This is a genomic window from Azospirillum thiophilum (genome assembly GCF_001305595.1).
Taxonomy (GTDB): Bacteria; Pseudomonadota; Alphaproteobacteria; order Azospirillales; family Azospirillaceae; genus Azospirillum; species Azospirillum thiophilum.
Genome location: NZ_CP012403.1, coordinates 427,744 through 438,661 on the forward strand (window position 1 = coordinate 427,744; position 10,918 = coordinate 438,661).

A 10,918-nucleotide genomic window follows, 5' to 3' on the forward strand; every position below is an offset into this window, starting at 1 on the left:
ACGCCGGTCCGCCGCCTGTCCCGTTGTTTCGGTTGCCGCGCCTCCGGCGGGGCCGTCAGTCCGGCCTGCGGTCGAGCGCCCGCGCCCGCCGGGCCAGCCACCAGCCGGCCTGCTCCGGCCAGCCGTCGAATCCGCCGCCGCACAGCTGCTGCCGGGCATGCAGCGGCCAGTTGGGATCGGCCAGCGCCTCCCGCCCGATGGCGACGAGGTTGGCCTGCCCGTCGCGCAGGATCGCCTCCGCCTGCCGGCCGTCGAGGATCAGGCCGACCGCCATGGTCGCGATCCCGGCCTCCCGCCGGATCCGCCCGGCGAAGGGAACCTGGAAGCCGGGATGGCGCGGAATCGCCGCCGCGGTGGCCGACACCCCGGTCATGCCGCCGGAGGAGCAGTCGATCACGTCGACCCCGAGGTCCCTCAGGTCGCGGCTGAAGGCGACGCTGTCCTCGATAGTCCAGCCGCCGTCGATCCAGTCGGTCGCCGAGATGCGGACGAACATCGGCCGGTCGGCCGGCCAGACCGCCCGCACCGCCGCCGCCACCTCCAGCGGGAAGCGGCAGCGCCCCGCCAGATCGCCGCCATAGCCGTCGGTGCGCCGGTTGGCGAGCGGCGACAGGAACTGGTGCAGCAGGTAGCCGTGGGCGCAATGCAGCTCCACCACCTCGAACCCGGCCTCCAGCGCCCGCGTCGCCGCGCCGCGCCATGCCTCGACCAGGGCGGCGAGGCCGGCGCGGTCCAGTTCCGCCGGCAGCTGCCAGCCGTCGGCGACCGGCAGCGGGCTGGGGCCGACGACCGGCCAGGGCGGCTCCCCGCGCGCCGCGTCGGCGGCGCCGAGCGGGCCGTGCCCCTGCCAGGGCCGTTGGCTGGCCGCCTTGCGCCCGGCATGGCCGAGCTGGATGCCGGGCACCGCCCCGAGGGCCGTCAGCATCGCGGCGATGCCGCGCAGGCCGGGGATCTGGCGGTCGTCCCACAGGCCGAGATCGCCGGGCGTGATCCGGCCCTGTTCGGTCACCGCCGTCGCCTCGACCATCACCATGCCGGCCCCGCCCATGGCGAAGCGACCGAGATGGACCCGGTGCCAGTCGCCGGCCTCGCCATCCACCGCCGAATACTGGCACATCGGCGAGATGACGATGGGGTTGCGCAGCGTCGTTCCGCGCAGGGCGACCGGCCGGCACAGAAGCGGCGTCCCGGCGGAGGGGTCGGCGGCGGGAGCGCTTTCCATATCCGGCCTCACCGCCCCACCCCGCCCCTGCTCCCGCTCCCGCCAAGCTCGGCGGCGGCGGTCTCGGCAGCCCGCAGGCCGGTGACCGACGATTTGGTCAGGCCGCCGACATAGCCGATGGCGTCGCCGCCCTCCAGCCCGCCGGTGGTCGCCCCGGCGGCGAACAGGCCGCCGATCGCCGTGCCGTCCTCGCGCCGGACCCGGCTGCGGTCGTCGATGGCAATGCCGCCCATGGTGTAGGTCATGCCGGCGACCAGACGGATCGCCTGGAACGGCGCCTTGCGGACCGGGAAGGGACGCGCGCGGCCGGTGCTGCGCGGCGGCGTGAGGCCGGCGGTGGCGCCACCGTCCACCGCGGCATTGTAGGCGGCCACCGTCGCCACCAGCCGGTCCGCCGGGATGCCGAGCTTTTCCGCCAGCCCCTCCAGCGTGTCGGCCTCGATGAGTGTGCCGCCGACGCGGGGAAGGTGCGGATTCGCCGGGATGATCGATTCGGTTCCCGGCCCGTCCCAGATCGGCCGGTCGAAGATCACCGTCGCCCCCAGCGGGTCGTCCAGTTTGGCGATCATGTTGGTGACATGGACGCCGCCGCGGCCCTCGTCGACGACCCGCGCGCCGCTCCGGTCCACCACCAGCCCGGCCATCACGATCTCGTCGAGCCAGGGGTAGGGCCACAGCCTGTCATTGGTGAGCGCATCCTGGCACAGGATGTGGCCGTAGACATAGGGCGTGCCGCGCAGGGCCGCGCCGGCCTGGACGGCCATCCGCAGACCGTCGCCGCCGCCGGTGCCGGCGCCGCGCTGGCGCACCGCTTCGGGAACCGGGGAGACGAGGGTGCGCACGAGGTCCGGGTCGCCCTGGAAACCGCCGTCGGCGATGACCACCGCCCGGGCCTCCACCGTCAGCGTCCCGCCGTTCCGGTCGGCCTGCAGCCCGACGCAGCGGCCATCCTCCATCGTCAGGTCGCGGGCACGCACGCCGCGGTGGATGCTGCCGCCGCGCTTTTCCAGGGCGGCGCCCAGCGTGCGCAGCAGCGTGTCGCCGCCCCTGCCCTCCCAGTTCAATCCCGGCTGCGGCAGGGCCGGCGGCGCCAGCACGGTGTCCTGCCAGTCGCGCGGCCCCGCCTTCATGAAGCGGATCCCCTGGCGGCGCAGCCAGTCGACGGCGCGCGGCGCCTCGGTCGCCAGCATCTCCACCAGGGGTTCGTCGACGAAGCCGTCCGTTTCGCTGCGGATTGTGTCCTTCACCTCCTCCACCGGACGGTTCAGGCTGCGCATGCCGATGTGGAAGGCGCCGCCGGTGTAGCGGGAATTGCAGAGGTAACGGTCCTCGGTCCCCTTCTCCAGCACGGCGACGGACAGCCCGAGTTCGGCGGCGCGGTTCGCGGCCACCAGCCCGGCGATGCCGGCGCCGATGACGACCAGATCGGTTTTCATGCGGTCTCTTCCCTCCCGGAATTTACGTCGCGGGCGTTCCGCCCGTCTGTTGCATGCGGGCGTTCCGCCCGGCGTGTTGCATGCGGGCGTTCCGCCCGGCGTGTTGCATGCGGGCGTTCCGCCCGGCGGTTACTTCGGCAGCAGCATGTCGGAGATGATGGCGACCAGTTCCGCGAACGCCTTCATCACCAGGAACAGCAGCGGGGCGCTCAGCGCCAGGACCAGCGCGGCGCCGCCGCCCCAGCCGGACAGCAGCGCCACCGCCGCCACGAAAAGCGGCGCCAGCCCGGCGGCGACGGCAAGCCAAAGGCCGTACCGGACGACGAAGCGGACCGCCGGATAGTTCTGTTCTGGCGACATGGTCCCTGATCCCGAATTTGCGGTGGTGATGGCGGAGATGCCGGGCCGGCCGGGACATGCTGGTCGGCCGGCGGTTCGGCGACAAATGCCGCGCGCCTGATTGTTGACAGGCCATAATCGTGATGTACACTGATTATACGCATACTGTCAATATGTGGCGAGCGATCCCGGCCGGACGAATTCGGCCGGCGGCTCCGCCGGCAGGGTCCGTTGCCCCGCGCCGGCCACCATCCAAAAAAACACGAGCTTTGGGAGGACCATCATGAACACGCGCATCCCGGCACTCGCCCCGGCCCTGGGCTTCGGGCTGGCCCTGCTGGCCTGCGGCGCCGCCCCTGGCACCGCCTCTGCCGCCTATACCGGCAATGTCGTCCGCATCGGCGTCCTCAACGACCAGTCGGGTCTCTATGCCGACATCATGGGACAGGGGTCGGTGATCGCCGCCCGCATGGCGGTGGAGGATTTCGGCGGCAGGATCGGCGACACGCCGGTCGAGGTGGTCGCCGCCGACAACCAGAACAAGCCGGACATCGGCGCCGCCATCGCGCGGCAATGGTACGACGTCCAGGGCGTCGACATGATCGCGGAGATCGCCAACTCCTCGGTCGCGCTGGCGGTGGTCGAGATCGCCCGCGACAAGAACAAGGTCGCCATCGTGTCAGGCTCCAACACCAACCGGCTGACCGGCGATTCCTGCACGCCCAACCATGTGCATTGGGCGTTCGACAATTACGCGCTGGCCAACGCCACGGCGCGGGCGGTGGTCAAGCAGGGCGGAACCTCCTGGTTCTTCATCACCGCCGACTATGCCTTCGGCCATGACATGGAGAAGCAGGCCGGCGACATCGTGAAGCAGTCCGGCGGCACGGTGGTCGGTTCGGTCCGGGCACCGCTGAACTCGGCCGATTTCGCCTCCTACCTGCTGCAGGCGCAAGGGTCGGGAGCGAAGGTGATCGGGCTGGCCAACGCCACCGCAGATTTCACCAGCACGGTGAAGCAGGGCAAGGAGTTCGGCATCCTCGACGGCGGCCAGAGCTTCGCCGGCCTGACCGTGTATTTGACCGACATCGACGCGCTGGGTCTGGAGGCGGCGCAGGGAACCCTGCTCAGCGTTCCGTTCTATTGGGACCTGAACGATAGGACGCGCGCCTTCTCCAAGCGCTTCTTCGAGCGCCACGGCAAGATGCCGACCGCCTACCAGGCGTCGGTCTATTCGCAGGTGACGCATTACCTGAAGGCGGTCAAGTCGCTGGGCAGCGATGCCGACGGCCGGGCCGTCGTCGCCCGCATGAAGGAGCTGCCGACCGACGACGACGCCTACGGCCAGGGGTCGATCCGCGTCGACGGGCGCAAGCTGCACCCGATGTATCTCTTCCAGGTCAAGACGCCGCGGGAATCCAAGGGGCGATGGGACTATTACAAGCTGGCCGCGACCATCCCGACGGAAGAGGCCTGGAAGCCGCTTGATCCGGCCTGCGCCCTAGTCGCCAGGCAATGACGCCGCCCCCCGACACCGACACGGCATCGAACAGGGAGTTTCCAGTGGTTGTCGAAGAACGCACCTATGTCCTGCACACCGGCGTCAGCCTCGCCGACTATCTGCACATCTACGAGACGGAGGGGCTGCCGGCACAGAAGCCGATCCTCGGCGGCTTCCTCGGCTATTTCGTGACCGAGTTCGGCACCCAGAACCAGCTGGTCCATCTCTGGGCCTACGCCGACCTGGAGGACCGGCGGGCGCGGCGGGCGCAGCTGGCCGGGAACCCGCAATGGCAAGGCTGTCTGGCGAAGATCCGGCCGATGATCATGACCATGGAGAACCGGATCATGTATCCGACCTCCTTCTCGCCCATCCGCACCCTGCCGGTCACGACCGGGCAGCCGGACACCGCGCTGGCCTGAGCCGGGGGAGACACCGGGGGCTGCACGGCGACGCGCAGCCCCTTCCCACCGGGTCAGGGCGCCGTGTCAGGCGTCCAGCAGTCGGACCGGGCGGCCGGTGGCCGCTGCCTCCTTCACCGCCAGGGTCGCGCGCAGGGTCTCGGTGGCGTCGGCGCCGCCCGCGACCGGCGCCTCTTCGCCGCGGATCACGCGGGCGAAATGCGCCAGCTGCAGGGCGTAGGGGTTGCCGGGCGTCAGCGGCAGCGCCGTCCGGGTGAAGGGGTCGAGCCAGCCGCGCCCGCCCTCGTAGCGCCAGAGTTCGAGGGTCGGCACCGTCAGCGAGCCGTGGGTGCCCGAAAAGAAATGGGTGGGGACATGCTGGCGGGCGAACTGCGGGCTTTCGCCGGTGGTCATGTCCCAGCTCCAGGGCGTGGCGGCGGCGTCCGACAGGCTGACGGTCGCCAGCGCCCCGCCGCGCAGCCGCAGCAGCACCGCGGCGGTGTCCTCCACCGCGAAACCCCGCGTCCGGTTGGAGCTGGCCGCCTGCAGGCTCTCGATGTCGCCGCACAGGAAGCGCAGGGTGTCGATCTCGTGGATCAGGTTGATCAGGATCGGGCCGCCGCCCTCCTCCCGCCGCCAAGCGGCGTCGAAATAGCCGTCGGGCTTGAGGAAGGTGTAGAGGATCGTCGCCGTCACCAGCGCCCCCAGATCGCCGCGCCCGATCACCTCGCGCGCCATCCGCAGGATCGGGTTGTGGCGGCGGTGATGGCCGACCAGCAGCGGCACGCCGGCACGCTCCGCCGCCCCGGTCAGCCGACGGGCCGCCTCCACCGTGTCGGCGATCGGCTTCTCCACCAGCACCGGGATGCCGCGCCCGATGCAGGCAATGGCGATCGGCGCATGGGTGGCGTTGGGGGTGGCGACGATGACGCCGTCCGGCGGCTCGCCGGAACTCAACAGCGCTTCGATGTCGGCATGGTGCGGCACCCCGTGCCGGCCGGCGAGCGCGCGGGCCCCGTCACCCGGATCGACGATGGCGCAGAGCCGGCAGGGGTGCCCGTCCTGCCGGAGACTGGAAGACATGGCCTCGATGTGCGTCCTGCCGATGACGCCGGCACCGGCGACGGCGATGCGAAGGGGAGACATGCGGGGAACCTCGATGGGGGCCCGATGACGGGCGGAATGGCGGCCAAATGTTGGGTGGGCCGGAGCGGCATCGGACGTCCGGCGCATGCATCGCGAACATTGACAGCATACGTAATGTCAGCTTACATACTGATTGTGTCCTGTCAATATCGTTGGCGAAACGGACGATGGCCCGGGCTTGCGCTCCGGATTGCGAAAGGATGCGGACGAGGGTCATGCGGGTTGTGCTACCGGCGGCTTCCGTATGGGAGTATCACCGCAACATGAACAGGATCGACAGGTGCGCGCATGGCCATGGATGAACTCTACGCAAAACCCGGACATCTTCTCCGGCGGGCACAGCAGATTTCGACGGCGCTCTTCACCGAGGAATGCGCGGTCCATGATCTGACGTCGGTGCAATATGCGGCGCTGGTCGCCATCGACGAGAATCCGGGGGTCGACGCCACCCGGCTGTCGGGGCTGATCGCCTTCGACCGCTCGACGCTGGGCGGCGTCATCGAGCGGCTGGAGGCCAAGGATCTCATCTATCGCCGCCCGAGCGACGACGACAAGCGGATCAAGCTCCTCTACCTGTCGCCCGCCGGCCGGGAGATGCTGGTCACCGTCACCGCGGCGGTCGAACGGGTGCAGGACCGCATCCTGGAGCCCCTGCGTCCGGCCGACCGCAAGACCTTCATCCAGCTCCTGACCCAACTGGTCAACCTGCACAACGACACGCTGCCGTCGTCGCTGCGGCTGGTGGTCGACCGCGAGGCGGCTGCCGAGGATACGGGCGCACCGCCCGCCGCCGACGGAAACACGAAACGCGGCAAGGCCGCAGCCGGTCGAAAGGTCAAGCGACGATAAGAACCTTCGACCGCGCGGGAGGAAACGGAGAGCATAAGGAATGGCACAAGCTACCGCGTGGGATGCCGAAGTCGATCTTCTGGTGGCCGGCGCCGGGCCGGGCGGCATGGCCGCCGCCCTCGTCGGCGCGCTGGAAGGTCTGGAGGTGATGGTCTGCGAGAAATCCACGCAGATCGGCGGCACCGCCGCCACCTCCGCCGGAACGCTCTGGATCCCCGGCAACACGCAGAACCGCCGCGCCGGCCACGACGACAGCCCGGCGCAGGCGGAGATCTACATGGACCGGCTGGTCGGCGGCACCAAGGGCCGCGACCTGCGCAGCGCCTATCTGGAGACCGGGCCGGCGGCGATCGATTATTACGACACCCGAACCGACGTCCAGTTCCTGCCCTGCGGCCGGCATCCGGACTATCGCCAGAACATGGAAGGGGCCGCGGTGACCGGACGGGCGATCGTCCCCAAACCGTTCGACGGCCGCCTGCTGGGCGAGGATTTCCGGCTGGTCCGCCCGCCCATCGGCGAGTTCATGATCTTCGGCGGGATGATGGTCGGCAAGGACGACATCCCCCGCCTGATCGGACGCTTCAGATCGGTGGCGAACTTCACCCATGCGGCGAAGCTGCTGCTGCGCTATCTGTCCGACCGGCTGAACCATCCGCGCGGCACGCGCATCGTCATGGGCAATGCGCTGGTGGCCCGCCTGTTCTACAGCCTGCGCAAGCGCAAGGTGCCGATCCGGCTCGACACCGCCATCCGCGAGATCCTGCGGGAGGACGGGCGGCAGGATGGCCGCGTCATCGGCGCCGTGGTGGAAAGCGGTGGCCGGACGCTGCGGGTGCGCACCCGCAAGGGGGTGGTGCTGGCGACCGGCGGCTTCGCCCACAACAGCGGATTCCGCAAGGCCTTCATGCCGCAGCCGGTCCCCGTCCATTCGCTGGCCTGCGAGACCGACACCGGCGACGGGCTGACCCTGGCGCAGGCCGTCGGCGCGAAGATCGACGGCGACCAGCATCGCGGCGGCGCCTTCTGGACGCCGGTGTCGGTGACGCGCAGGACGGGGACATGGAGGGGGCTGTTCCCCCATCTGGCGCTCGACCGCGCCAAGCCCGGCCTGATCGCGGTGAATGCCGCCGGCCGGCGCTTCGTCAACGAGGGCGCCTCCTACCATGATTTCGTGGAGGCGATGTTCGACTCGCACAAGCTGGTGCCGACCATGCCGGCCTGGCTGGTCTGCGATTCCGCTTTCGTCGCCCGGTACGGCCTCGGCGTGGTGCATCCCGGCACCCGCAACCTGGTGCCGCACGAGAAGAGCGGCTACCTGACCACCGCCCCGACGCTGGAGGATCTCGCCCGCAAGATCGGCGTCGATCCGGCCGGGCTGGCCGACAGCGTGCGCCGGCACAACGGCTTCGCGCAGACCGGCAGCGACCTCGATTTCGGCAAGGGCGACAGCGAACTGAACCGCTTCAACGGCGATCCGGAGAACCGCCCCAACCCGTGCCTGAAACCGATCGAGACCGCCCCCTTCGTCGCCGTCGCGGTCTGGCCGGCGGAGATCGCCTGCAGCGCCGGGCTGGCGACCGACGCCGACGGACAGGTGCTCGGCGAGGGCGGCGACCCGATCCCGGGGCTCTACGCCTGCGGCAACGACATGGCCTCGATCATGGCCGGCACCTACCCCGGCCCGGGAACGACCCTCGGCCCGGCGCTGGTCTTCGCCTACCGGCTGGCCATGCATGCCGCCGGCAGGAGCGATGCCGCCGCCACGGCGGCGGTTGGCCGGGAGGAACGGGCGGCGGCGCACTGACGCCGCCTGCTCCTCCCTGGGCCACGTCACCGTTCGGCAGGCGTCAGTCCGGCGTCCGCTCCCCGTCCGCAGGCCGGGCGGAGAGCGGTCCCGGCGCGCGCAGCACCGCCAGCAATGCCTCGTTGCGCATGCGGAGCAGCGCGTCGCGCCCGCCGACCGACGCCTCCAGCGCCTCGGCCCCGGCGACAAGCGCCCGCTTGCTCTCCGCATCGAAGACCGGGGTGCCGAGATCGTCCCACCAGGACCGGATCGGGGCGTCGAACACCTCCAGGAAGCGGGCCAGCCCGCCCGCCCCGCCGCCCAGATGATAGGACAATCCCTGCCCCAGAACCGCCCAGCGCGGTCCCGGCCCGGCGGCAATGGCACGGTCGATGTCGCCGAGATCGCAGACGCCCTGCTCCACCAGATAGACCGCTTCGCGCCACAGCGCCGCCACCAGCCGGGTCGCCAGATGGCCGGCGATCTCGCGGCGCAGCACCACCGGCACCTTGCCGACGGCTAGATAGACCGCATGGGCCGCCGCCACCGCCTCGGGAGCCGTCTGCCGGCCGGGCACGATCTCGACCAGCGGCAGCAGGTGCGGCGGGTTGAAGGGATGGCCGATCAGGATCCGTTCCGGATGACGGGCGCCCTCCTGCAGATCGCTCGGCATCAGGCCGGAAGTGCTCGACGCGATCAGGGTTCCGGGCGGCACCACCGCCTCGACCGCGGCGTAGATCCCGCGTTTGGCGGCCAGGGATTCCGGCCCGTTCTCCTGGACCAGATCGACGCCGGCCAGCGCGCCCCAGTCGCCGCCGCCGGCGGTCAGCCGGTCCCAGTGGGCGCGCGGGTCGCCGATGCCGAGCGCCACCAGATCGCCGGCCACCGCCTCGATGGCGGGACGCAGCCGGGCCATCGCCTGCGGGTCGGCATCGACGACCGTCACGCGCCGTCCGGTCGCAAGGAAAAGGGCGGCCCAGCTCGATCCGATGGTGCCGGCCCCGACGATGCCGATCGACGCGGCGTCATGGCTGAACGCGCGGTGCATGGCGGACTCCTCTGATTTCATGGGGGGAACGGGGAGATCCTAAGCCGCGCGGCGTCGATCCGCCGCATTGACAATTCGTGATGCCGATCTTCCAAAAAGCCAATTGACAGTACACATACTGACAGATAGCTTTCTGACAGCATACTCACAAAATGGCTACGCCATGGCGCGGCAGCCGGCGCATCGCCGAACACGGCGGGCGGTCTTCCAGAGACGTCTTTCACGGACAAGCGGACAGCCAGGGACGAGGCGAGGGCGAAGAGCGCCCCACCCGGCAGCCAATCGGGCAAGGCCGGCAGGCGCGGCGGAATGGCCGACGCCTGAGGCGTGTCCCGCCCCCTGCGCGAAGCTCCGCGAAAAAAGGAGGGAAAGGAACGCCATGACAATTCCAAACGGCCCGACTTCAAGCGGCCCGACTTCAAGCGGTTCGACACCATTCGACCTGACGGGCAAGCGCGTGCTCATCACCGGGGCGGCCGGCGGCATCGGCTCGGCCACGGCCAGGGCCTGCGCCAGGCTGGGGGCCGAGCTGGTGCTGACCGACATCCGCGACTGCTCGGCCCTGGCGGCTGAGCTGGCGCCGGCCGGCGCCGGGGCGACCGCCCCCAGGGTGACCGCACATGTCTGCGACGTCCGCGACCGCGGCGCCATCGACGCGCTGGCCGAAACCGTCGGCGGCGTCGACGGGCTGGTGCTGAACGCCGGGGCCATCGCCTTCGACGATTGGGACGCGCTGGAGTGGGAGGAGTCCTTCCACGAGATCATCCACGTCAACCTGCTGGCGCCAATGCAGTTCGCCCGCGCCTTCCTGCCCGGCATGCGGACGCGCGGCGGCGCGCGGATCGTGCTGGTCGGCTCGGTCGCCGGCTGGACCGGCGGCACCATGTCGACCACGGGGGCGCATTACGTCGTCTCCAAGGGCGGCGTCCATGCCTTCACCCGCTGGCTGGCCCGCCGGGCCGCGCCGGACGTCGGCGTCAACGCGGTCGCCCCCAGCGCCACGGCGACGGCGATGATCGCCGGCCAGCCGTCCCCGGCGGTGGCGGCGCAGCTGGTGCCGCGCGTGGCCACACCGGACGAGATCGCCTGGCCGATCGCCTTCCTCTGTTCGCCCGCCGCCTCCTTCCTCAGCGGGGTGGTCCTCGACATCAACGGCGGCGCCTACCTGCGCTGACCGGCATCGAAGGGAG

At 70.7% G+C, this 10,918-nt stretch carries 10 protein-coding genes; 5 read left to right on the forward strand and 5 right to left on the reverse strand.

Annotation, left to right across the window (positions count from 1 at the left end):
* Positions 1-55: 55 nt before the first annotated feature.
* The 3 genes from AL072_RS21145 to AL072_RS21155 all read right to left on the reverse strand — a co-directional run bounded on the left by AL072_RS21145 (position 56) and on the right by AL072_RS21155 (position 3,018).
* On the reverse strand, positions 56-1,222 hold the full coding sequence (locus tag AL072_RS21145; RefSeq protein ID WP_045584190.1) for an NADH:flavin oxidoreductase/NADH oxidase: 1,167 nt from the start codon (positions 1,220-1,222) through the stop codon (positions 56-58).
* Between the two features lie 8 nt (positions 1,223-1,230).
* Positions 1,231-2,658, reverse strand: coding sequence for an FAD-dependent oxidoreductase (locus tag AL072_RS21150; RefSeq protein WP_045584191.1), 1,428 nt, complete (start codon positions 2,656-2,658; stop codon positions 1,231-1,233).
* A gap of 129 nt (positions 2,659-2,787) precedes the next feature.
* Complete coding sequence (locus AL072_RS21155; protein ID WP_045584192.1) at positions 2,788-3,018, reverse strand: hypothetical protein; 231 nt, start codon at positions 3,016-3,018, stop codon at positions 2,788-2,790.
* A 262-nt stretch (positions 3,019-3,280) separates the two neighbouring features.
* Here AL072_RS21155 and AL072_RS21160 point away from each other — a divergent pair, with 262 nt between their 5' ends.
* Positions 3,281-4,516 carry an ABC transporter substrate-binding protein gene (locus tag AL072_RS21160; RefSeq protein WP_045584193.1) on the forward strand — a complete coding sequence of 412 codons (1,236 nt, stop codon included), beginning with the start codon at positions 3,281-3,283 and terminating at the stop codon, positions 4,514-4,516.
* Between the two features lie 44 nt (positions 4,517-4,560).
* Positions 4,561-4,920: an NIPSNAP family protein gene (locus tag AL072_RS21165; protein WP_045584194.1), complete on the forward strand. Its 360-nt coding sequence runs from the start codon at positions 4,561-4,563 to the stop codon at positions 4,918-4,920.
* A gap of 66 nt (positions 4,921-4,986) precedes the next feature.
* On the opposite strand, the gene AL072_RS21170 is transcribed toward AL072_RS21165, so the two are convergent.
* A complete protein-coding gene (locus AL072_RS21170; protein ID WP_045584195.1) occupies positions 4,987-6,045 on the reverse strand; it encodes a Gfo/Idh/MocA family protein in 1,059 nt (352 codons plus the stop codon).
* Between the two features lie 294 nt (positions 6,046-6,339).
* Between AL072_RS21170 and AL072_RS21175 the strand changes: the two genes are divergently transcribed.
* Together AL072_RS21175 and AL072_RS21180 are read left to right on the forward strand one after the other, a co-directional pair.
* Positions 6,340-6,894 carry a MarR family winged helix-turn-helix transcriptional regulator gene (locus AL072_RS21175; RefSeq protein WP_082109225.1) on the forward strand — a complete coding sequence of 185 codons (555 nt, stop codon included), beginning with the start codon at positions 6,340-6,342 and terminating at the stop codon, positions 6,892-6,894.
* 40 nt (positions 6,895-6,934) lie between these two features.
* Entirely contained in the window at positions 6,935-8,701 is a 1,767-nt protein-coding gene (locus tag AL072_RS21180) for an FAD-dependent oxidoreductase (protein WP_045584196.1), read from the forward strand.
* Between the two features lie 43 nt (positions 8,702-8,744).
* Here the strand turns inward: AL072_RS21180 and AL072_RS21185 are convergent, their stop codons facing one another.
* Positions 8,745-9,728 (reverse strand): 3-hydroxyacyl-CoA dehydrogenase family protein, encoded by a 984-nt coding sequence (locus AL072_RS21185; protein WP_045584627.1) that lies wholly within the window; start codon positions 9,726-9,728, stop codon positions 8,745-8,747.
* 379 nt (positions 9,729-10,107) lie between these two features.
* On the opposite strand from AL072_RS21185, the gene AL072_RS21190 reads away from it, so the two are divergent.
* A complete protein-coding gene (locus AL072_RS21190) occupies positions 10,108-10,902 on the forward strand; it encodes an SDR family NAD(P)-dependent oxidoreductase (protein WP_082109178.1) in 795 nt (264 codons plus the stop codon).
* Positions 10,903-10,918: the final 16 nt, after the last annotated feature.

Bases quoted from the DNA above. Each gene is read 5' to 3' on its own strand.
- AL072_RS21160 (WP_045584193.1), top strand. From the start codon at position 3,281: ATGAACACGCGCATCCCGGCACTCGCCCCGGCCCTGGGCTTCGGGCTG.
- AL072_RS21145 (WP_045584190.1), bottom strand. From the start codon at position 1,222: ATGGAAAGCGCTCCCGCCGCCGACCCCTCCGCCGGGACGCCGCTTCTG.
- AL072_RS21175 (WP_082109225.1), top strand. From the start codon at position 6,340: ATGGATGAACTCTACGCAAAACCCGGACATCTTCTCCGGCGGGCACAG.
- AL072_RS21180 (WP_045584196.1), top strand. From the start codon at position 6,935: ATGGCACAAGCTACCGCGTGGGATGCCGAAGTCGATCTTCTGGTGGCC.
- AL072_RS21190 (WP_082109178.1), top strand. From the start codon at position 10,108: ATGACAATTCCAAACGGCCCGACTTCAAGCGGCCCGACTTCAAGCGGT.
- AL072_RS21185 (WP_045584627.1), bottom strand. From the start codon at position 9,728: ATGCACCGCGCGTTCAGCCATGACGCCGCGTCGATCGGCATCGTCGGG.
- AL072_RS21155 (WP_045584192.1), bottom strand. From the start codon at position 3,018: ATGTCGCCAGAACAGAACTATCCGGCGGTCCGCTTCGTCGTCCGGTAC.
- AL072_RS21150 (WP_045584191.1), bottom strand. From the start codon at position 2,658: ATGAAAACCGATCTGGTCGTCATCGGCGCCGGCATCGCCGGGCTGGTG.
- AL072_RS21170 (WP_045584195.1), bottom strand. From the start codon at position 6,045: ATGTCTCCCCTTCGCATCGCCGTCGCCGGTGCCGGCGTCATCGGCAGG.